Source organism: Methanocalculus sp. MC3 (assembly GCF_054767395.1).
Map to the genome: position 1 here is coordinate 612,636 of NZ_BAABMP010000002.1, position 20,664 is coordinate 633,299.

The 20,664-nt window shown below is 50.8% G+C and carries 20 protein-coding genes; 14 read left to right on the plus strand and 6 right to left on the minus strand.

Going from position 1 to position 20,664, the window contains the following annotated elements; translation table 11 throughout:
* Window positions 1–3: 3 nt before the first annotated feature.
* The 9 genes from flaI to ACYUBO_RS06800 all read left to right on the plus strand — a co-directional run bounded on the left by flaI (window position 4) and on the right by ACYUBO_RS06800 (window position 10,304).
* Window positions 4–1,878: an archaellum flagellar ATPase motor FlaI gene (gene flaI, locus ACYUBO_RS06760; protein ID WP_460373230.1), complete on the plus strand. Its 1,875-nt coding sequence runs from the start codon at window positions 4–6 to the stop codon at window positions 1,876–1,878.
* Window positions 1,879–1,882: 4 nt separating this feature from the next.
* Window positions 1,883–3,493 (plus strand): archaellar assembly protein ArlJ/FlaJ, encoded by a 1,611-nt coding sequence (gene arlJ, locus ACYUBO_RS06765; protein WP_460373231.1) that lies wholly within the window; start codon window positions 1,883–1,885, stop codon window positions 3,491–3,493.
* Entirely contained in the window at window positions 3,490–4,599 is a 1,110-nt protein-coding gene (locus ACYUBO_RS06770; protein ID WP_460373232.1) for a hypothetical protein, read from the plus strand. The genes arlJ and ACYUBO_RS06770 overlap by 4 nt, the downstream gene beginning before the upstream one ends.
* Before the next feature lie 40 nt (window positions 4,600–4,639).
* Window positions 4,640–5,446, plus strand: coding sequence for a DUF8579 domain-containing protein (locus tag ACYUBO_RS06775; protein ID WP_460373233.1), 807 nt, complete (start codon window positions 4,640–4,642; stop codon window positions 5,444–5,446).
* 68 nt (window positions 5,447–5,514) lie between these two features.
* Window positions 5,515–5,877 (plus strand): response regulator, encoded by a 363-nt coding sequence (locus tag ACYUBO_RS06780; protein WP_292736921.1) that lies wholly within the window; start codon window positions 5,515–5,517, stop codon window positions 5,875–5,877.
* A gap of 3 nt (window positions 5,878–5,880) precedes the next feature.
* On the plus strand, window positions 5,881–6,933 hold the full coding sequence (cheB, locus tag ACYUBO_RS06785; protein WP_460373234.1) for a chemotaxis-specific protein-glutamate methyltransferase CheB: 1,053 nt from the start codon (window positions 5,881–5,883) through the stop codon (window positions 6,931–6,933).
* A 1-nt stretch (window position 6,934) separates the two neighbouring features.
* Window positions 6,935–9,166, plus strand: a complete 2,232-nt coding sequence (locus ACYUBO_RS06790; RefSeq protein WP_460373235.1) for a chemotaxis protein CheA — start codon at window positions 6,935–6,937, stop codon at window positions 9,164–9,166.
* Between the two features lie 3 nt (window positions 9,167–9,169).
* Entirely contained in the window at window positions 9,170–9,790 is a 621-nt protein-coding gene (locus ACYUBO_RS06795; RefSeq protein ID WP_300333455.1) for a chemotaxis protein CheC, read from the plus strand.
* A 19-nt stretch (window positions 9,791–9,809) separates the two neighbouring features.
* Window positions 9,810–10,304, plus strand: coding sequence for a chemotaxis protein CheD (locus ACYUBO_RS06800; RefSeq protein WP_300333453.1), 495 nt, complete (start codon window positions 9,810–9,812; stop codon window positions 10,302–10,304).
* 22 nt (window positions 10,305–10,326) lie between these two features.
* Here ACYUBO_RS06800 and ACYUBO_RS06805 read toward each other — a convergent pair whose 3' ends face one another.
* Both ACYUBO_RS06805 and ACYUBO_RS06810 read right to left on the minus strand, forming a co-directional pair.
* Window positions 10,327–12,108: a ribosome biogenesis/translation initiation ATPase RLI gene (locus ACYUBO_RS06805; RefSeq protein WP_460373236.1), complete on the minus strand. Its 1,782-nt coding sequence runs from the start codon at window positions 12,106–12,108 to the stop codon at window positions 10,327–10,329.
* A 6-nt stretch (window positions 12,109–12,114) separates the two neighbouring features.
* Window positions 12,115–12,447, minus strand: coding sequence for an EMC6-like membrane protein (locus ACYUBO_RS06810; RefSeq protein ID WP_300332604.1), 333 nt, complete (start codon window positions 12,445–12,447; stop codon window positions 12,115–12,117).
* A 56-nt stretch (window positions 12,448–12,503) separates the two neighbouring features.
* On the opposite strand from ACYUBO_RS06810, the gene rqcH reads away from it, so the two are divergent.
* Window positions 12,504–14,405 (plus strand): ribosome rescue protein RqcH, encoded by a 1,902-nt coding sequence (gene rqcH, locus ACYUBO_RS06815; RefSeq protein WP_460373237.1) that lies wholly within the window; start codon window positions 12,504–12,506, stop codon window positions 14,403–14,405.
* Entirely contained in the window at window positions 14,402–15,427 is a 1,026-nt protein-coding gene (locus tag ACYUBO_RS06820; RefSeq protein ID WP_460373238.1) for an mRNA surveillance protein pelota, read from the plus strand. The genes rqcH and ACYUBO_RS06820 overlap by 4 nt, the downstream gene beginning before the upstream one ends.
* A gap of 63 nt (window positions 15,428–15,490) precedes the next feature.
* On the opposite strand, the gene ACYUBO_RS06825 is transcribed toward ACYUBO_RS06820, so the two are convergent.
* Window positions 15,491–16,195 carry an FKBP-type peptidyl-prolyl cis-trans isomerase gene (locus ACYUBO_RS06825; protein WP_460373239.1) on the minus strand — a complete coding sequence of 235 codons (705 nt, stop codon included), beginning with the start codon at window positions 16,193–16,195 and terminating at the stop codon, window positions 15,491–15,493.
* A gap of 56 nt (window positions 16,196–16,251) precedes the next feature.
* On the opposite strand from ACYUBO_RS06825, the gene cyaB reads away from it, so the two are divergent.
* Window positions 16,252–16,782 (plus strand): class IV adenylate cyclase, encoded by a 531-nt coding sequence (cyaB, locus tag ACYUBO_RS06830; protein ID WP_460373240.1) that lies wholly within the window; start codon window positions 16,252–16,254, stop codon window positions 16,780–16,782.
* Here the strand turns inward: cyaB and ACYUBO_RS06835 are convergent.
* From ACYUBO_RS06835 to ACYUBO_RS06845, 3 genes are read right to left on the minus strand one after another with little or no spacing between them, the layout of a single operon-like run.
* Entirely contained in the window at window positions 16,745–17,413 is a 669-nt protein-coding gene (locus tag ACYUBO_RS06835; RefSeq protein WP_300332271.1) for a metallophosphoesterase family protein, read from the minus strand. The genes cyaB and ACYUBO_RS06835 overlap by 38 nt on opposite strands.
* Window positions 17,410–18,537: a TIGR04013 family B12-binding domain/radical SAM domain-containing protein gene (locus tag ACYUBO_RS06840; RefSeq protein WP_460373241.1), complete on the minus strand. Its 1,128-nt coding sequence runs from the start codon at window positions 18,535–18,537 to the stop codon at window positions 17,410–17,412. Before ACYUBO_RS06840 ends, ACYUBO_RS06835 begins: the two co-directional genes overlap by 4 nt.
* Window positions 18,538–18,948, minus strand: a complete 411-nt coding sequence (locus tag ACYUBO_RS06845) for a DUF126 domain-containing protein (RefSeq protein ID WP_460373242.1) — start codon at window positions 18,946–18,948, stop codon at window positions 18,538–18,540.
* A gap of 44 nt (window positions 18,949–18,992) precedes the next feature.
* Here ACYUBO_RS06845 and ACYUBO_RS06850 point away from each other — a divergent pair, with 44 nt between their 5' ends.
* Complete coding sequence (locus tag ACYUBO_RS06850) at window positions 18,993–20,174, plus strand: proteasome-activating nucleotidase (RefSeq protein ID WP_300332278.1); 1,182 nt, start codon at window positions 18,993–18,995, stop codon at window positions 20,172–20,174.
* A 14-nt stretch (window positions 20,175–20,188) separates the two neighbouring features.
* Window positions 20,189–20,662 (plus strand): DUF5804 family protein, encoded by a 474-nt coding sequence (locus tag ACYUBO_RS06855; protein WP_460373243.1) that lies wholly within the window; start codon window positions 20,189–20,191, stop codon window positions 20,660–20,662.
* Window positions 20,663–20,664: the final 2 nt, after the last annotated feature.

Below are 20,664 nucleotides of genomic sequence, written 5' to 3' on the forward strand. Positions count from 1 at the left end.
ATCATGGCATCCTCACTCTCAGTGGACGTAACCCTCCCCTTTCAGCCCCAGACAGCTGATGTCGAAGAGATCTATGAAGGAGATCTTGAGTCATCCGCACTGTACCGTATGCTCCCCGAGAATGCCAGGGAGTACGTCCGTGAGAGCCCGCACCTCCTCGAATATCTTTTAATTTTTCCTGTTGATATCTATGGCATCCCGCTCTTCCTCTCGGAACTCAAAGGCGATCTCAAAAAGATGGAGAGCCCGAATGTCATCTACCCTGTCGGAAATGAAACATTTGTCCATATCCTCCCTGACCCAAATGATGTCAGGCAGTACTATATTCCAATAGAGCCCTCGTTTCTTCACAGTGTCGGCTACCTCAACGCCGCAATTGAATGCAAACTGGTTGATCTCCTCGATGCCCTCGATTATGATCCGGTAACCGAAAAGGAGCGGGGCGATCTCCTCAAAAAACTCTTAAAAGAGATCACCTATATCAAAACCTCGACAGATACCGCACTCATTGAATCCGGGGAAGCTGAGGTCTCAACATCCCTGAAAGATAAAGTCATGAACTTCCTCCAGAAGGATCTCGGGGACACAAAGAAGGACTCGGTAGCACGTAAATTTCCAGGAGTCCCCCAGACTGCTGATGGAAAAGTGATTGTCACACCCGCACAATATACCGCACTTGAGTACGTCCTCATACGCGACAAAGTCGATATGGGGATCTTAAAGCCGTTTCTCCAGGATAGCTATATCGAAGATATCAGCTGCAATGGCGTCGGGCCGATCTTCATCGAGCATAAGATCTTCAAAGGATTGAAATCTGTAATCGAATTCAAAAAATCCGATGAGCTCGATCTCTTTGTGCTGAAGATGGCAGAGCGTATTAAAAGCCCGATCACCTACAAGAGCCCCATCGTCGATGCAACACTCCTTGATGGTTCCCGTATCAACATCGTCTATGGAACCGAGATCAGCAGGCATGGGAGCAACTTCACCATCCGAAAAGCAATGGGAGAGCCGCTCTCGATCTTAAATATCATCGACAGTGGCGGTATGGACTACATGTGTGCTGCATACCTCTGGCTTCTCATCGAATACGGGATGTCTCTTTTTGTCTCAGGTGAAACAGCATCTGGCAAAACCACCACCCTGAATGCCATTACCGCCTTCCTGCCTCCCGACAATAAGATCGTCACCATTGAAGATACCCCGGAACTGAACATCCCTCACAAGAACTGGGTACGTGAGGTTGCAAAGGGCAAAGGCAAAGGCGAGGGTGAAGGGGGCGAAGTGACGATGTTCGATCTCCTCCGTGCCGCACTCAGGCAGCGGCCAAACCAGATTCTGGTTGGAGAGATCCGTGGTGTCGAGGGATCGGTCGCCTTTGGTGCGATGCAGACAGGCCACCCGGTCATGGCAACATTCCACGCATCAACTGTTGAAAAGCTGATCCAGCGTTTAACAGGTGATCCCATCCTTATTCCAAAGACATTTGTAGACAGCTTAAACCTCGTTGTCATCCAGAGTGCGGTGAAGCGGCCCACCGGTGAGACAGTGCGGCGTGTCCTCTCCATATCCGAGCTGGTCGGATATGATCCTGAGAGCCAGGGGTTCTCCTTTGTCGAGGCATTCTCATGGGAGCCGGTCACAGATACCTTCAACTTTAATGCAAAAGGTATCAGCTTCCTGCTTGAGTATAAGATTGCAACGATGCTCGGTATTCCCGAGCGAAGAAAAGCCGACATCTACCTTGAGATCGATAAACGTGCCAAAATACTTGAGAAGCTCCATGAGGCTGGATTCACCCGTTACTATGATCTCTTCAATATGCTGACAAAAGTCAGGAAGCAGGGTCTCTTAAAGATCGATATCGGAGGCGACTGAAGAGATGTTTGAGGATGTTGTTGAGCGCCTTAGGGAGAACAATGAGGGGAAACTCCCCTTTGAAGATCTCTTTCAGAAGATATACAAACGGATCACCAGAGTCTTTGATGACCGCAGGATGGCATCAGATATCCTCCTGATGGTCACGTACATGGATTCACTTGCAATCGCAAAAGCAACACGGCCAGAGATCTTTGCAAGCACCGCTGAGAAGAAGGAGTATGCATCATCAAAGTACATCAAGAAGATCGAGTTCTTTGTCAAGCGGTTTGGATACAGCTATGTCCAGGCGATAACAATCGTTGGCGAGCGGGTTGAGAATGCAATTCTGAAGACCCTGCTTCGGCGATTTGGAAATGCGATGGAATCAGGTGTCCCGGACATAGATTTCCTGAATGGTGAGCTCTCTTCCTCAATGGAGATCTTCAGAAATAACCAGGAGGCAGGATATGAACTCCTGAAGAAATGGGCGGATGCCTACATCGCCATGCTCCTCTCCTCTGTTGTGATTGCCATCACGCTGATGATATCGGTTGCGATCTATACGCCGGGTTCAGTTGAGGAGACCCTTGGGATCACCTATGTAATCGTGATCCTTATCTCCTTCTTTGGTATCGGAACGATGTTTCAAACCGTTCCAACCGACGATCGTGTCTATAAATCAGAAGAATGGTCCTCTAAAGAGCAGGCGATGATCAAGAAGCTGGAGAAGATCATCATCCCGGTAACGATCATCGCATGGCTTGTCACCTGGGCAATTGGCGTTCCGGCGGGAGTCGTCTTTATGCTTGTTGGATTCATGCTCACCCCGCTTGCGGTCCTGGCATATATTGACAATAGCAATGTCATCGCCCGCGATGATGAATTTCCAAATTTTATCCGGGGTATCGGGGCGGTTATGGGAGGAAAATCCGTAACATTGTCAACAGCACTCGCCATGGTTGACAAGAAATCAATGCCCACCCTCTCTCCCCTTCTTCTGTCAGTCTACTCCAAACTGAACCTCGGGCTGGATGAAGACCTCTCATGGAAACGATTCATCGGCGAGTGTGGGAGCAATTTCATTTATAAGTATTTCAGCATCTTCCGCGACACAGCAAAGATGGGTGGGGATGCAAAAAAGATCGGCACCGTTGTTGCAGACTCCATGCTTGAGCAGGTACTTATGAGAAAGCGGCGTGAACTTGCAAGCATGGGCTTTGTCGTTCTCTTAATCCCGATGCATGCAGCGATGTCCGCAATCTTCATAGCACTGTTTGAGATCCTGAGCACCCTCTCACAATCCATAACAGCTGTAATGACAAGTTTTGAAGCAGCATCAGCAGCAGCGTCAGGGGATTCAATCGGGGGTGCCATGGGTGGGGGGATGATCGGTATGTTCCTCGATTTTCCTGAAGCCTTAATCGGTGCTTATGTGGTTCAGATCCTGGTGATCATCTGTTTCTCCAATGTCATAGTCGGGCAGCTCGCGGTGGGCGGAGATCGAACCATTGCATACCCCTTTATTGCAATACTGTTTGTCATCACCGGAATGCTCTTCCTTGCAATCCCACCGGTTGTCGATATGTTCTTCAGTATGGAAGGACTTGTTTCAACAGGAGCAGGTGTTGTATGAAGGATTCAGTTCGGAGGATGCTCCTCTTTTTTGGGATCGTTGCAATTGGAGTAATACTCCTCTTCATCGATCTGCCGTTTCTCTATCTGGTAGTAATCGTCTCAATATTTGGCATATTCTTACTCTTTGTCACAGGAGCTCTCTCCCTGAAGAGCCTGAGAAGAGAGAGGGATAAAACAGAAGAGCCTGCCACGCAGGAAAGACCGACATTTGGCGAGAGATTTGCAGAAAAGGCACCATCATTCTATAATCTCTACAAAAAACTTAACCGTGGAGGAGGGAAGCCAAAGGAGAAGAAAGAGAAGAAGGAGGGGGGCCTTTTTGGCAGGAAAAAGAAGGATGATAAGGAAAAAGCAATACCTGCCTCCTCATCCGGTGCGATCAAAGCCACTATTGGCGAATCAATTGACGACGAACCTGAAGAAGACGATCTCTTCGGCGACATCAACTTAGATGATCTGGATGATGAGGGTCTTGATGATTTCGGAGATAATGGTGCGGTCATTGACATGGGGCAGGATGACGCATACATGGCTGATGACGTCGCCTCAATCCTTGCCCAGGCAGGGGATCTGGATGATGAACTCCCGGAGGGGGGCTTCGATCAGCCGTTGGACGCTCCGATTGATGATTCTTTTGGAGACTCTCTCAGTGATGATCTCCTCTCGGCTGACGGCGATCTCGACGCAATTGATCTTGATGAATTAGAGACAGGCGATGAAGAAGAGTTGCCGGATGAAATTGAGGATCTGGATGAGATCGAGGATCCGCTGGCTGACTCACCGATTGAGGAGGAAGTAAGCTGGGAAGAGAAGAATAAGGATCAGTTCAGCTTTGGTGAATCTGCTGAAGCGATCAGTTCAAATGTAGGTTTTTCCGATTCGACAGGGAAAGAGACGAAGAGCTCGTTCTTCTCCAAATCCGGCAGAGGGGGCATGGGGGAGAGCGATCTCCTCAGTGAGCTGAAGAGCGGCACAAAGAATATCAGGAAAAAACAGGATCTCAGCCTCGTCCGGGAGTTAAAGGATGCTGATGTCTCACCGAAGGAGCTTGAAGAAGAATTATCCAATCTGCTCACTATATTAGGAGGAAAAAAGGATAATTGATCAATATCCGGTAGAAATGATGGGGATGGGGTGAAGAATCATGGTTAGTGCACCGGTCAAGATACAGCATAATGATGAATGGATCAATTGCAAAATATCAATTGATGATGAAAAAATTGTCATACCCCCTCCGGCCAATATAACAATCCCCCTTAAACATATCGTCGATCTGGAAGAAAAAAAGAAGAACACCCTCACCATCATCAGAAAAGATGGTTCAGTCATCGATCTTGTCTCGGTTGAAAAGGTCAGATTTGTTCTGAAGCATAAAATTCTGATGAAATGCAGCGGATACCGGCTGATGGTGCAGTTCATGTCACCTGCAATACGCGGAGGCGTGCTTCTGACAAACGCAGCCTGGGAGAAAGGTGCCATTATCGTCTTAAAAACCGGTATCTGGTGTATCACCCAGAACAAACAGATCTGCATTCAGATCGATGATGTCACAAACATTGAGCTCACCAAAAGGGAAGTCAGTGAGAAGCCGACAGATGTCGTCAGGATCGATCACCTCGAGCACCACGATGTCGTATCAAGTTTCATCCTCACCCAGATCTCAACCCTCCAGATCCTCCACAATTTCCTTCAGGAAGCAACTGCGGGCATTAAGATGGAAGGAACCGAACTGGGTGCAATGGATCAGCAGATTGCCATGCTCGTCTATTCAGGAATGGATTCCTCCTCGATTCAGAATATGCTCCAGATTCAGTTCAAAGAGATCGATCACGTCTATGATAAGTTGATCAACCTTAATATGGCAGAAGTAAAAGAGATACGAAGAGAAGTTCAGCTCACTGCAAAAGGTGTCCGGTATATCACTGATGCAACCAAATCCGGGGCAAACTGATTTGTGATACACCCTGGCAGGACAAAACTCTAAATATCGTCCCACACACATATCTGGATGGATGCTGAATGGGTAGAATACTGATTGTTGATGATACGCTGTTTATGAGAACCCTTCTCAAAAACATTCTTTTCTCCGGGGGCCATGAGATTGTTGGTGAAGCCGGAGACGGAGCGGAAGCTGTTGAAAAGTATCAGGCTTTGAAACCTGACCTTGTTACAATGGATGTTGTGATGCCGAAGATGAACGGTATCGAAGCACTCAAGGAGATCAAAAAATTTGATCCCGGTGCAAAAGTCGTCATGTGTACAGCGGTCGGACAGGAGCAGATGGTAAAACTTGCCATTAAAACCGGGGCAAGAGGATATGTTGTGAAACCGTTCCAGGCACCAAAAGTGCTTGATGAGGTAAAGAATGTGCTGGCGTCTTAGTGTATGATAAAAGTTCTCATTGTGGATGACTCCGTCTTCATGCGGACAATCCTGAAGGATATCATCGGACGAGACCCTGAGATTGAGGTTCTGGGAACCGCAGTGGATGGGATTGACGCACTGGCAAAGATAGAACGTCTTGAACCAGATATCATCACACTCGATATTGAGATGCCAAGGATGAATGGCATCGAGTTGCTTCAGAAGCTCAGGCGATCACCTTTTGCAAAAAAGCCAAAAATTCTGATGCTCAGTTCCCTCACTGCCGAGGGGGCCGAGATGACATTGAAAGCAATCCGCCTTGGAGCATCGGATTTTATCCTTAAGCCAACAGATCTCCGGAAGGTCAGGACTATTGAGGAGGATGTTGTCGGCAAGATAAAACATCTCATATCACTGCCGGATTCGATAGTGAAGAAGACTGCGCCGAGAACTGGTTTGGTTGTCGATAAAGATAAGGCAGAGACCCTTGTGTTGATTGGGTCCTCGGCTGGCGGGCCGCAGATGCTTGACACGCTCCTCTCAATGTTTCCGGCAGATCTCGGCGCAGGTGTTGTTATCACCCAGCATATGCCGGTTGGGTTCACCGCCGCACTTGCCGAGCGTTTCAACCGCATCTGTCCATTGGATGTGAAAGAGACTGAAAATGGAGATGTCATTACAAGGAATAATATCCTCCTTTCAAAGGCAGGGTACCATACAATCATCACCAGTGCCCAGACAACCCCCGGACGGATCACCGGAAAGGTTGTCCATTCAAGCGGCCAGCCTCTCCATGGAGTGAAACCGGCAGTCGATAAGACATTTATATCTGCTTCAAAAGTCTATGGAAAAAATATCGTATCAGTGATCCTCTCAGGCATGGGAAGTGATGGCGGGGCTGGCATGCTGGCGATCAAAGAGGCTGGGGGGAGGACCTTTGTTGTCCGTGAAGATGAATGCCTCGTCTATGGCATGGCCAGATCAGCACTTGAGCATAATGCCGTCCAGGAGACTTTTTCCCTGAAGAAGATGGCTGACGAGATTCACCGGGCGGTCCGGAAGATTGGAGGATAGTATGGTAGAGTCAGAGTTTGAACAATACCGGGGCCTCTTCGTTGCCGAGTCACGGGAAAATCATGAAGTGATTGTACGAAACCTTCTCATCCTTGAAGGTGGCGAAGATACAGGTGCAATCGATGAGATCTTCCGGGCAGCACATACCCTGAAAGGTGCCTCCGCCTCGATGGGCTTTGATACAATGGAACATCTCTGCCATGCAATGGAGGATGTTTTCCAGGCGATCAGAAATAACGAACTGACGGTGACCCAGGCTCTGATGGATCTCCTCCTCAGCACGGTGGATATCATAGAGGAGCAGATCGACGAGATCGAAGAGGGCGGGGATGGCTCTTCTGTCAATGTTGACGATATGGTTGACTCGCTCCGCCTTGCAACAGGGAATGGCAAAAAAGAAGAGCCTCCAAAAGAGAGCACGGTCAGGGAAACATATGCTCCTCCCTCCCTCGATAGTATAAATGGCTATCCTCAATATACGATACGAATAGAGATCGATGAATCCTCCCTGATGAAGGATGTCAGGGCACTGATTGCCATTGGAAATATCGAACAGTTTGGCACCATCCTCGGAACCAATCCCCCACTCTCCCAACTTGAAGATGAGGATGCTCCCTTTGACGGCATACTTTCAATTGTGATTGAGAGTGATGCGGGCATTGAGGCACTTCGTTCAGCCGCATCAGGAACAGAAGTTGCCGATGTCTCAGTCGAGGAGATTGTCACCCAGGGTTCAACAGAAGAACAGGCAGATACACAAAACCTGCCTCTCTACCAGATGATCATCAGTGTTGATGAAGAATCAGCGATGAAAGGACTCCGTGCCTGCATCTCCCTCGACCGCCTTCAAGAGTGCGGGACGATCGTCAGCTGCGATCCCCCGCGTGAGGCTGTCGAGGACGGCCTCTTTGATTCGAACTTCCAGCTGACGATCGCAACAGACAGGGATCCAGAGGCATTGAAGAAAGCGGCGATGGTGCCGGAGATCCGATCGGTCGATATCATCCCGCTGGATGCTGCCGAGCAGAGAAGGCAGAAGGCCTCCACGCCCACAAAAAGCGGCGATCCAGCACCTAAAAAGAAGGATGACGCCAAGAACAGGGAGATCAAGAACCTGAGGGTCGATATCCTTCAGCTGGATCGGATGATGAACCTGATTGAGGATCTGGTGATAAACCGTGGCCGCCTCAAGCAGATAGCTGAGAAGAACAAGATGAAGGAGATGGATGAGGCGATCAGCATGATCGATCGATCGGTCTCCGATCTCCAGGTCCTGATGATGGATATCCGGATGATCCCCTTAAATCACATCTTCAACCGCCTTCCACGTGTTGTGAGGGATACTGCCCACTATGATAACAAGGAAGTAAATTTTGTCATGGAGGGTGGGGAGACCGAACTTGACAGGAGTGTGATGGACGGCCTGAATGATCCCCTCCTCCATCTCATCAGGAACGCCGTCAATCATGGCATTGAATCCCCGGAGCGCCGGAAGGAGGTTGGCAAACCTGAGAAGGGGCTTGTCCAGCTCTCTGCACGCCGTGACCGTGATAATGTCATCATCGAGCTGAGGGATGATGGTGCCGGTATCAATGTGGAGAAGGTGAAGGCAAAAGCTATCGAAAGAGGTATCCTTGCCCCGGATCAGGCAGACCAGCTGACGAAGGAGGAGGCAATCAGCTATCTCTTCCACGCAGGTTTCAGCACCGCAGATACCATCACCGATATCAGCGGCCGTGGTGTCGGCCTTGATGTTGTCAGGGGTGCGATAGAATCACTGAAAGGAACCATTCGTGTAACAACCAATGAAGGCAAGGGATCAATCTTTGAACTTCTGCTCCCACCGACAATGGCGATCGTTGAGGTGATGATTGTCCGGTTAAATAACCGGAGGATTGCAGTCCCGATCAGTGCCATTGTTGAGGTGGCAAGCATGAGGCGGGAGAATATCCACCGGATCGGGACACAGGATTCTATCCTTCTCCGGGATGAGGTATTGCCTCTCCACATGCTTGAAGAGATGTTTGGCGGATCTGATTCATCAGAGATTCTCATCGTCGTACAGTATAACAAGCAGAAATGCTGCATTGCCGTCGATATTGTCGAGGGGCAGCAGGAAGTGGTGGTAAAACCACTCAGCAAGATTATCGGAGTAATCCGGGGAATTTCCGGCATCACCATCCTCGGAGACGGGCATGTTGTTCCGGTATTAGATGTAAATACAATGGTGTAGATTATGGCATTACTGACACCCACACAGATGGACGCGCTTGGCGAACTTGGCAACATCGGGGCATCCCATGCAGCAACAACGCTCTCGCAGATGTTAATGGGCCAGATAGAGATGACAGTACCTCTCGTTGAGGTTGTCGATCTGGCAGATATTTACAAACACGTCACTGATGAGACAGCGGCTCTCTCCATATTCCAGATGCAGGGCGAACTCGACCAGGGAGGGTATGTGATATTTATCATGCCGCTCTCCTCTGCAAAACGGATGACCAACACGATGCTTGGCATGGGAGATGAGGAGCGTGAGCTGAATGAGATGGATGAGAGTGCATTGAACGAGGTCGGCAATATCATGGTCTCTGCATTCCTCGATGCAACAGCAGAGCTCCTTGGCGTTGTGATGCTCCCCTCACCACCGGTTCTCGTCGTTGACATGGCACATGCTGCGATCGAACAGCTCCTTGCCGAGGTTGCCTTTGATGTGAACGAGGTCGTCTTCTTCCACACTAAACTGTCATGCGACCAGTATTCCATCAATGGCGATCTTGTGATGCTGCCAGAGATGAACACCCTCTCCCAGATCCTTGAGCTTATGGACAACCTCCTCAAGAAACATGCCAGTTAAATGGCTCTGGAGATATTGAATGGATGAAGAATCAAACCGATACAATCCAAAAGCCATCGTCATAGGCATCGGCGACTACCATACCGGAGCGGAGCCGATGACCTCAATAGGACTTGGATCCTGTATCGGGTTGATCTTCCATGATACAAAACTCGGCATCGGCGGGATGGCCCATATCATGCTTCCCGAGAGCGGAGGGAAGCGGGATCGTCTCGGGAAGTACGCCGATACCGCAATTGAGATCCTGCTTCAGGAGCTTTCGAAGAAGGGATGCTCGCCAAAAACCCTTCAGGCAAAGCTCGTTGGCGGAGCACAGATGTTTGCAAATTTCAGCGGCAACCTCTCTATTGGCGAGCGGAATATCGAAGCTGTCAGGGCAGGACTGAAAGTGAAGGGGATCTCAATAAAAGGAGAGGATGTCGGTGGAACAAAAGGAAGAACAGTCCTCTATTGCCCGGCACAAGGGTTTACAATCTCCATCCGGCGTGCGGATGGAACACGTTCTGAGATCTGATACTTAAATGACTTTTTTTTGATCAATCATCAGATGCTGTCGCATAGTAGTACTCTCCATGCGACTTCTGTTCGCGATCCAGGAAGGATCCAATCTTATTGATCCTTGGCCTGCCGGTTTTGTCCCGCCTGAATGTGATACCAAGATTTTCAAGGAACCGGTTCATTCCCTGCTTCATCCAGAATGGGCCATATGCTGCACCTCTTCTCCCGGGTTCTCCTTCAAAGACAAGAAGACGCTCAGAGAGCATATCGATTGAGTACATATCATGGTCAATGACGAGCACCCCCACCTCACGCCCTTCTGCAAAATGCTTCAGAACAGAGACGGTATTCATCCTCTGTTCAACATCAAGATGGGCGCTTGGCTCGTCGAGAATATAGAGATCGGCATCCTGAGAGAGGCAGAGTGCGATTGCCAGGCGCTGGAGTTCACCTCCGGAGAGGGTGTCTGCCGGAGACTGGAGGATCGGTTCAAGCACAAGCGGCTCAAGGATCTCGTGTTGGTAATATGAGGTGTCAAACCGTTTTGTCGCAGACCGGAGAAGCTCCTCGACGGTTGCATCTGAACCGGCCTTGATATACTGGGGTTTGTATGATACCTTGATTGCAGACTGTATGGTTTCTGATCCCTCATCAGGCTCCTCAACACCGGCAAGCAGTTTTGCAAAGGTACTCTTTCCAATACCATTTGCACCGACGATGCCAAGCACCTCGCCTTTACGAATCTCACCGCCATCTATTGTCAGGCTAAATCCGGAATAGGTCTTTGTCATCCGGGGGATCGTAAGGAGTCTCTCCCGCTCAACTGTCTTCTGGTGCGATCTCGTCTCAAAGACCACCTGGTTCTTTCTGAACCGGACATTCTCCTCGTGGAGGAATCCCTCGAGATACTGGTTGATCCCGACACGGACACCTTTTGGGCGGGTGATGACGCCGAAGACGGCAGGTTTTCCATAGCCGACATGCACGGTATCTGCCAGGAGATCGAGTATGGCCAGATCGTGCTCGACGATCATAATCGGGCGTGAGAGGGCAAGTTCCCTGATAAGCCGGGCAGTTGCCATCCTCTGATAGATGTCAAGGAAGGGTGTGATCTCGTCAAGGAAATAGAAATCTGCTTCCCGTGAGAGTGTGGCGGCAAACGCCACCCGCTGGAGTTCGCCTCCGGAGAGCGTGTCGATGTTCTTATCGAGGATCGTCCCAAGACCAAGTTCACTGATGTAGTGTTCAAGACGGCCGGTCTCATCGGTCTTCCTGAGAAGATCCTCGACCTTTCCGGAGAAGACCTTTGGTATCCCATCAATATACTGGGGCTTGACCGCAACTTTTACTCCTCTCTCTGCTACTGCCTTGATGTAATCAAAGAGTTCGGTTCCTGCATACTGTTTCAGGATCAGATCCCAGGTTCCCTCTCTCTCCTCCTCTTCTCCGAGATTTGGTTTCAGCTGGCCAGAGAGGATGGCAACAGAGGTACTCTTCCCGATGCCGTTTGGACCAAGGATACCCGAGACCTTCCCCTCAACCGGGATGGGAAGGCCATAGAGGGCAAAGCCGTTCTTTCCATACCGATGGGTTGGATTATCCAGCTCAACAGGGAGGGTGATGATATCAATGGCGTCAAAAGGACACTTCTTGATACAGATGCCGCACCCGACACAGAGCTCTTCAGAGATCTCTGCTTTTCCGTCTTCCCCGATGATAACGGTCTCATCACCGGTTCTGACGCGCGGACAGTAGATGATGCATTCGGTGCCACACTTCTTTGAATGGCACCGATCCCGATGGACGACTGCAAGACGCATGGATAATCAGAGAAGGTTTGTTGTCAGGAGGATTGTCCAGGTGATGAACCAGATGGCAAATGTCATGAAACCCTGGTAAAACCAGTCTTTCTTGCCAAGTTCCGTGATATCAATCCCGATGATTGTAATGACATGTTTCTGAAAGACAATTGCGGCAAGGAGAAGCAGAATTGTCAGCATCGTATTTGGCTGTATACCTGAAGCATCAGGGACTCCTCCAAGCATAAACGACAGGATACCTGCAATAAGACCCATCAGGCAGGCTATGAGAGTCCGCTTCACCCGTTTCTTATGCTGATCCTTCTTCTCAATTCGTTTCTCTGTGGTATCCTTACTCATCTTCGCACCAGTGGTGTATTTTTTAGTCTTCGCATCTTATGTATCTTGGTATTCACATGGCAACAGACAAAGGAATGAGCGGGCTTGATCTGACCGCATTAACAGCGGAGTTACAGAGCCTTCTTCCTCTCTGGGTCGGCAAGATTTATCAGTACGACAATACAAAATTCGGGTTTCGTTTCAATGGAGAGGATAAGGCACGCCACCTCTTCTTTATCGAGATCGGCAGGCGTGCCCATCGTGTTCCTGCACTCCCTCCCGCTCCGAAGAACCCGTCCGGGTACTCAATGTACCTCAGGAAGTTCCTGGATGGAGGCAAAATACTCTCAGTTACCCAGAAGAGTATCGAACGGGTGATCATCCTCGAGATCGGGAAAGGCGGGGGAAGACTCAACCTCATCATCGAGCTCTTTGATGAGGGGAACCTCATCGTTACAGACGAGCAATTCGTCATCCAGAATGCCCTGAAGAAACGCCGGTTCCGGGAACGGGAGATCGTCTCCGGAGAGAGATATGAAATTGAGGGAGTCGATCTCGCTGATCTGGCGCGAGAGGCATTCGAGGAGATCCTGAGATCCCAGGAGAAGGATCTCGTCAGGGCAGTTGCCGTTGGCCTGATGTTTGGAGGCGTGATGGCAGAGGAGCTCTGTCTCCGTGCCGGTGTCGAGAAGGCATTCCCGACACAGTACCTGACTGATGAGATACTCTTGCGGCTGTATGATGCCTACAGAAGCATCATCCTTGAAGCCAGATCCACCACGCATCCGGTGATCGACACAGGCGGATGCTGGCCATTCCCGCTGGCTGGATCTGAAGAGGCTGTTTTATATCCAACCTTCTCTGATGCACTTGCCGCATATTATCCGCTCCCGAAGATGGAGGAGAAGGAGGAGGCAAAAAGGGAAGTCCTCTCAAGGGAAGAGCGTATCCGTCGGCAGCAGGAAGGAGCAATTCTGAAGTTCGAGGAGAAGATCCGTGATTCCGAGCGTGCCGCAGAGCTGATCTATGAGAACTACCCAGATATCCAGCAGCTGATAGATATTCTCAAAGCCGCATCAGAGAAGCTCTCCTGGCAGGAGATTGAGAAGTTGATCAAGAACGCAAATCATCCGGCTGCAAAGATGATCGTCTCGGTGAACCCTGCTGATGCGTCGGTTGTCGTGGATCTCGGGATGAAGGTGACGATATCTGTTCAGAAGAGTGTTGAGGGGAATGTCGGCGTCTACTATGACCAGATGAAGAAGTTCAGGTCAAAGCGTGAAGGTGCGATCCGGGCGATGAACCGGCCCCCGCCAAAACAGAAAGAGCGGGCGGCGGTTCCAAAGAGGCAGAAACCGAAATGGTACCACAGGTTCCGCTGGTTTGAGACGAGTGACGGCGTACTCGTCATCGGCGGCAGGGATGCAGACCAGAACGAAGAGCTTGTGAAAAAATACATGGAAGGGGGCGACACCTTTGTCCATGCTGATGTGCATGGAGGAAGTGTCGTCATAGTGAAAGGGACGACGGAACGGATGGATGAGGTGGCACAGTTTGCCGCATCGTACTCGAACTTCTGGAAGGGCGGGTATGGATCCGGGGATGTCTATGCAGCAGCACCCGGACAGGTGAGCAAGACCCCGGAGTCAGGTGAGTTTGTTGCCAGGGGTGCATTTGTCATCAGGGGAGAGCGGACATATTACAGAAACGCCCCCCTTGCGGTTGCCGTTGGTGTTGTGACAGAGCCGGGGGTTGCGGTTATCGGGGGTCCTGTTACTGCCATTGAAAAGAAGGCAAAACATATGGTCAGGATCGCACCCGGAACCTTTGAGCCAAACGATATCGCAAAGAAGGTGGTCAGGATGCTCCGTGACCATCTTCCGGCAACCGATGCGAAGGTTCTCAGGAGTATCCTCTCAACCGAGGCGGTTGCTGCCTTCATACCGGCCGGGGGATCCGATATCATTGAGGAGTCATGAAAGCCACCTTCTGTGACCTCAGGAGAAATACAGGCGAAATTAAACTGATGCCAGAGTCACTTGACGATCTCTGGCACCTCTCCCACCTGATCGAGCCATCTGATCAGGTGTACGCCACCACACTACGGTCTGTCGAACAGGCATCTGATAAGATCAGGCCCGATAAGGTAGAGAAGAGGCCGGTTCGGATCGGTCTTGAGGTAGAACGAACCGAGTTTGTACCGGAGTCACGAAGACTAAGGATAGCAGGAATAATCCGGGATGGACCGGATCCCGGACTCCACCACAGCCTGAATGTCGAGACAGGATACGAGATCTCGGTTATCCGGCAGTGGAGGAGATCAGATCTCGCCCGGATCGACCGGGCGGTGAAGGCATCACTCTATGATGCAATTCATATCATTGCCCTTGAGGAAGGTGAGGCTGAGATCTGCCGTGTGCGGCAGTATGGGCCCGAGAGGATCACCACCATGACGCAGGGGAGCGGGAAGACCAGAGGCGAGAATACCCGGCAGGCCCTCTTTGAGAGCCTCTATTTGTTCCTCCTGCAGGTTACCGGACCCATCGTCATCGCAGGTCCCGGATTCATCAAAGAGGAGTTTGCCACCTATGTCCGGTCGCGTGATACGGATCTCCTGGCACGGATGGCAATTGTCGATACCCAGAGAAGTGGGTATGGCGCCATCCAGCAGGCGATCGGCGATGGCGTTCTTGAACGGGTGGCAGAAGATCTCCAGCTTGCTCACGAGGTACGGGCAGCCGACGAGGTCTTCAAGCGTATAGCACGGGATGATCCAGTCAGTTACGGAACCGAAGAGGTGCAGAGGGCAGTTGCATTCGGGGCGGCAGAAGAGGTGATCGTTGCAGATTCTGCCATCAGAAAACCGGAGATATCATCCCTGATGGAAGAGGCAGAAGCAATGAATGCAAAAGTCCTTGTGCTCTCAACAGAGTTTGAGCCGGGGAAACGGATCGAAGGGCTCGGCGGGATAGCCGCTCTGCTCAGGTATAAAATCGCATAATAATTTCCCTTTCCATCAACTCATCGTGATTTTTAGGGAAAAAGTGAATTGCCGGAGAGGCAATCAGTTCTCTTCTTCTGGTACTACTTCAGAAACGTCTGCGGGTACTTCGGGCCGCTTGAACGATTCCATGAAGACAATCTCAGCAACAGATTCGCTGATCGCAAATAACTCCTGGATGATCGTTCCGCGCCAGAGGAACCATCGCTGGTCATAGTTGATTCCGGGTGGGAGAATGAGGGTAAGCTTCCCCTCTCCGAGTGTGAGATCGAGATCCCTGCCTGAGAAGAGGCGGATGATCCCCTTCATCTTCTCTTCATCATCTTCAACGATCTCTTCGATGGTGAAGGTATATTCGAGGGTCTTGCCTGCAAGCGGGTGGTTGAAGTCAACGATTGCACGCTGTCCGATGATATCGACAACGACACCTTCCTGCTTCTCCATATTGACCCTCATGCCGACGACAGGCTTCCTCTCAAATGCCTTTACCGGGTATGCCTTCACCTTCTCTCTGTCATGGGGTCCAAAGCCCTTCTCAGGTTCGACGGTGACAGACTGCTCAACACCGACTTCGGCGCCGCTCAGTGCCTCGTCAAGGCCGGGGATGACATGGGTGCTGCCAACCTTGATGACCATTGGTCCATAGCGGGCTGATTCATTGAAGATCTCTGCTTTTTTTGCTACATCTTCACTGGTAGTGTCAAAGGGCATGCCTTCGATCGATCCGGTATAGGAGAGCCGGATAAAAACTCCATTCTCGATTGCCATAATGATACCTTGTCTTAATTACTGCGCCCGAATAATACTTAAAGAAGAGGTACCTCATGCTTGAGATAGAGATTAAAGTGAAAGTCGCGGATCTCCAACCAATCCGGGAGCGGATCCTCGCATCCGGCGCTCCACTCCTTGAAAAAGGTGATGAGTTTGATGCTTATTACAACAGCCCTGAGAGAAACTTCGCAGAGACAGACGAGGCACTCAGGCTGAGGAAGGCGAATGATTATGCCCTCCTCACCTACAAGGGACCAAAGATCGGCTCAGGCTCATTCAAGGCACGGGAAGAGCTGAATCTCAGGGTTGAATCCCTTGAGACGATGGATCTGCTCCTTCAGCGGATCGGTTTTCAGAAGACTGCTGCTGTCAAAAAATATAGGGAATCCTATAGAATAGGGAAAGCGACGGTGACGCTTGATTCCGTGGACGGGCTAGGCACTTTTGCTGAGATCGAAGCGGCAGCAGGGCTCTCGCAGGATGAATCTGAAAAAGAGATCGAGAGAATTGCAAAAGAATATGGGATTATTGGAGAGCGGCTCACGCTCAGTTATCTTGAGCTTCTGCTGAAAGAACAGAGATGAGTTCGATCTCAATCTCCCCATCACCATCTCCTATCTGAATCAGGGCGCCATAGCCCTCTGAGGCGGGTCCCGGGTTCACCACCCAGGTATTGCCCTCCTTTACAACACCCCGCTGTTCATGGATATGGGCACAGCAGATAAGATCAAAGGCACCCAGGTGTTTTCTGACACTCACTGATCCGACATGTACCTCAGGGCTGACCTCATCGAGGATCCCAAATGGCGGTGCATGGGAGATGAGGATATTTGTTTTATTCTTCTGCATCCTCTTCAGAAGGTTTTCCAGCGTGGAATCGATCTCCTCTTCGCTGCATTCAAACGGCGTATCAAAGGGTGTCGGATTCGATCCGCCGATTCCGGCAATAGTAACTGATCCAAAGGTGATCGATGATCCATGCAGGCAGACGGCATCCGAGTTATCCAGGCAGGCAAGTGATTCGCGGGGATCGCAGTTGCCGGGAACGGCCAGAACCGGAAGGCCAAGCCTTCTGGTTAAAGCAGAGATATCCTCAACCGGACCCATCTGGGTGACATCGCCGGCAATAAAGAGGCAGTCCGGATCGGTTGCAAGCAGTTGATCGATATGATCGTAGTTGCCATGGAGATCCGCAAGGAGCAGTGCTTTCATCATATATCTTCATTATCACGCGGAATACTCAAAAACCTTCGTTCTGGTTCCATCCAGTACCCGGTGATCTTACCGGAGAGTGCGAGCGATCCAAAGGCTTTCTCGATATGAGGAGGGAGGGGTGTTGGTTCTGTTCCGGCAAGAGGAGTTCCCGGGAGCGGCTGAAAATAATGGAGATGCACTTTACCATTCCTGATTATTGACCTGATCAGATCCATCGTCATCTCCAGATCCTCTTCTGTCTCACCCGGAAACCCGACGATCATATCAACAATCGGAAGAAACCCATGGGATCTACAGAGATCAAGGGCCTCTTCTGCATCACTCCGGGTATGTCCCCTGTTGATCATTTGGAGGATACGATCGCTTCCGGATTGCGCCCCAAAATGGATCTTTCTTCCCGCACCATACCTGCCAATCAATTCAAGGGCATCATCCGAAAGCCAGTCCGGGCGGACTTCAGAGGGAAAGGTGCCAAGCCAGATCCGGTTCATTGTAGAGAGCCGCTTCAGGAGTGCCTCCACCCGATCAAGGCGGGGAGTCCTCCCATCTGATCCATAGGCAAGCGCATTGGGAGTGACAAAACGTGCATCTGAAACCCGTTCTGCCGCCCTTGCAATCGCATCAATGCTCCGATGCCGCATCCACCTTCCAAAGAGCCGTGGAGTCTGGCAGTAGGCACAGGCATGCGGGCATCCACGGGTTATCTCAAGATAGCCCTTCACCTCCAGAAAACAGGGATACCCATCAAGGAGGACGGTGTGGTCTGTGGGGGTGTACCCTGCACGGGTCGCAACGCCGGGGATTTTATCAGTTGATCCTGACTGAATTGCTGCAAGGAGCCGGGGGAGGGTCTTCTCCCCTTCACCTACGATCACATAGTCTGCATACTCTGCAACCTCCATCGGGCATGCAGAGGCATGCGGACCCCCGACGATTGTAATTCCAGGTGCATCCCGGATCTCGGATCTGAACTGAGGCTCGTTGATACTGTTCAGACTGTAACAGGTGACATCCCCGTCCGGGGTGCCTGAGAGATCAAGCTGATATCCAGCCATTCTGCATGCAGCATACAGAACCGCATAGGTATTCCGGGCAGCCCTGATGTCACGCCAGACGACCTTCATCTATGCATTCGCCTGATCGGGACAGATGAGTTCGCCGCGATCACCATCGACGGTAACAGCCATCCCGCTCTTCAGGGAAGAGAGACCGCCTTCCAGCTGGTCGATCATTGGAATTCCTGAGATAATTGCCCCAACAGCAATAATCGCCTCAGCCTCGGAATTGATCATGGCGGCAGGTGCACAATCATTCTTTTTCAGGCTGTATATCACATAGGATCCGACTGTTGAGCCCTTTCCAAAAGGAAATGCAAGGATTTTTCCGGCAATTGAAACACCCTCAAGGGGATGGCCTTTCTCAATGATGATCCCGGTATCCGGGTCGACCCCGGAGAGAAATGATATCGGGGCGTCGGTCATGATCAGTTCCCCGCTGGCTATACCTTTTGCAATGGATCGTCCTTTGATTATCACAATACCACCTAATAAGTGGTGGGAGCATAGAGTATATTATAGCCATGGACGAATCCCTCATCGACAACCCATGCAATGACTCGACACTTCAGTCACAGCAGTTAAAAGAGCTCTATGAAACGCTGGTCGAGCTTCGCGAAAAACTGGAAGTACAACAGAGAGAGGTCATGAAGCTCCGTGAGGAGAACAGCCAGCTGAAGCGTGAGAACACGCAGTTAAAGCGGCTTCCACTCTTTGTTGCAGTTGTTATCGAAAAGTTGCCAGGTGGTGAGGTCTACCTTCGTCAGCAGGGGAATAACCAGGAGTACATCACCCATGCCGGAGATGACATCTATCCCCTCCTGAAGGCAGGTTCAAAAGTCGCCGTGAATAACGCGCTCTCCATCGTTAAAGTCGTTGGAACAACCTTCGACTCCCGTGTCAGGGTTATGGAGCTCGAGTTATCACCAACACAGACCTTTGGTGAGATCGGCGGCCTGACCAGTGAGATCGAGGAGGTGCGGGAGGCAGTGGAGTATCCGCTCACCCGGCCGGAAGTCTTCAAGAGGCTCGGTGTCGAGCCTCCAAAGGGAATCCTGCTATATGGACCACCCGGTACCGGAAAGACCCTGATCGCAAAGGCGATCGCCCATAATGCAAACGCCACCTTCATCAGGATGTCAGGATCCGAGCTTGTCCATAAGTTCATCGGGGAAGGAGCACAGCTTGTCCGCGAACTCTTCCAGCTAGCCCGTGAGAAGGCGCCTGCAATCGTCTTCATCGATGAGATCGATGCGGTCGGCAGCACCAGGACCCATGACGGGACATCCGGATCTGCCGAGGTGCAGCGGACCCTGATGCAGCTTCTCGCCGAGATGGACGGCTTTGATAATCGCGGGGAGATCAGGATCATGGCCGCAACAAACCGGCCCGACATGCTTGATCCTGCCCTCCTCCGCCCCGGAAGGTTCGATCGGCTGATTGAGATCCCATTCCCTGATGGGTCGGCACGCCGTGAGATCCTGAAGATCCATTCAAAGAACCTCAGCCTTGCAGATGTCAATCTTGATTCAATTGCTGATCTTACCGAGGGATCTACGGGCGCAGAACTTGAGGCAATATGCCGTGAAGCGGGGATGATCGCAGTCAGGCAGAATGCAGATTCTGTTGCGATGCCGCACTTCGAGGCGGCTGTTGATAAAGTCAGGCATAAGAAGGTTGAGCCGGACACACGCATGTACCTGTAAAAGGGGTTGCCTCTATGCGGGTTATCTTCATCCCAAAGCCCGGCATCGACCTCTATCAAACTTTTCTTCAATCCGAGACGAGCAGGCTGATCCTCAGGTTTTATGCACCAAAACGCTTTCCTGGCGGCGGGGTTGAGGTGCCTGTTGCAACACTCGGATCAGGGCTATCGCTTGCTTCAGAACTCCGTTGGTATATCAGACGATACACACGGGTTTTTCTGATGAAGACCGGGGATGGCCATATTATCTCTCTTGGGCTTGCAAAAGAGATCTATGAACGGAATCTCCCCTACCCGGGAGATGACTGGGAGTATACCTATATCTGCCGGATATCAGGAGTTGAGGGGATCACCACCCTCACGGTTCTCTGTACCCATGATGAGGCAGGAAAAGAGGGAGAGATGCCTGATCCACCGGATACATCATCTGGTGAAACAGAGTATGAGATCCCCCGCGCTCCGGATGAAAAAATAGAAGATACGGAGTGACG

Excerpts from the sequence above, each read along its gene's own strand:
- ACYUBO_RS06820 (WP_460373238.1), top strand. The coding sequence starts at position 14,402 with ATGAAAGCCACCTTCTGTGACCTCAGGAGAAATACAGGCGAAATTAAA.
- ACYUBO_RS06840 (WP_460373241.1), bottom strand. The coding sequence starts at position 18,537 with ATGAAGGTCGTCTGGCGTGACATCAGGGCTGCCCGGAATACCTATGCG.
- ACYUBO_RS06770 (WP_460373232.1), top strand. The coding sequence starts at position 3,490 with ATGAAGGATTCAGTTCGGAGGATGCTCCTCTTTTTTGGGATCGTTGCA.
- ACYUBO_RS06795 (WP_300333455.1), top strand. The coding sequence starts at position 9,170 with ATGGCATTACTGACACCCACACAGATGGACGCGCTTGGCGAACTTGGC.
- ACYUBO_RS06810 (WP_300332604.1), bottom strand. The coding sequence starts at position 12,447 with ATGAGTAAGGATACCACAGAGAAACGAATTGAGAAGAAGGATCAGCAT.
- ACYUBO_RS06775 (WP_460373233.1), top strand. The coding sequence starts at position 4,640 with ATGGTTAGTGCACCGGTCAAGATACAGCATAATGATGAATGGATCAAT.
- ACYUBO_RS06850 (WP_300332278.1), top strand. The coding sequence starts at position 18,993 with ATGGACGAATCCCTCATCGACAACCCATGCAATGACTCGACACTTCAG.
- ACYUBO_RS06835 (WP_300332271.1), bottom strand. The coding sequence starts at position 17,413 with ATGATGAAAGCACTGCTCCTTGCGGATCTCCATGGCAACTACGATCAT.
- ACYUBO_RS06790 (WP_460373235.1), top strand. The coding sequence starts at position 6,935 with ATGGTAGAGTCAGAGTTTGAACAATACCGGGGCCTCTTCGTTGCCGAG.
- cyaB (WP_460373240.1), top strand. The coding sequence starts at position 16,252 with ATGCTTGAGATAGAGATTAAAGTGAAAGTCGCGGATCTCCAACCAATC.
- arlJ (WP_460373231.1), top strand. The coding sequence starts at position 1,883 with ATGTTTGAGGATGTTGTTGAGCGCCTTAGGGAGAACAATGAGGGGAAA.
- cheB (WP_460373234.1), top strand. The coding sequence starts at position 5,881 with ATGATAAAAGTTCTCATTGTGGATGACTCCGTCTTCATGCGGACAATC.
- flaI (WP_460373230.1), top strand. The coding sequence starts at position 4 with ATGGCATCCTCACTCTCAGTGGACGTAACCCTCCCCTTTCAGCCCCAG.
- rqcH (WP_460373237.1), top strand. The coding sequence starts at position 12,504 with ATGGCAACAGACAAAGGAATGAGCGGGCTTGATCTGACCGCATTAACA.
- ACYUBO_RS06800 (WP_300333453.1), top strand. The coding sequence starts at position 9,810 with ATGGATGAAGAATCAAACCGATACAATCCAAAAGCCATCGTCATAGGC.
- ACYUBO_RS06805 (WP_460373236.1), bottom strand. The coding sequence starts at position 12,108 with ATGCGTCTTGCAGTCGTCCATCGGGATCGGTGCCATTCAAAGAAGTGT.
- ACYUBO_RS06780 (WP_292736921.1), top strand. The coding sequence starts at position 5,515 with ATGGGTAGAATACTGATTGTTGATGATACGCTGTTTATGAGAACCCTT.
- ACYUBO_RS06855 (WP_460373243.1), top strand. The coding sequence starts at position 20,189 with ATGCGGGTTATCTTCATCCCAAAGCCCGGCATCGACCTCTATCAAACT.
- ACYUBO_RS06825 (WP_460373239.1), bottom strand. The coding sequence starts at position 16,195 with ATGGCAATCGAGAATGGAGTTTTTATCCGGCTCTCCTATACCGGATCG.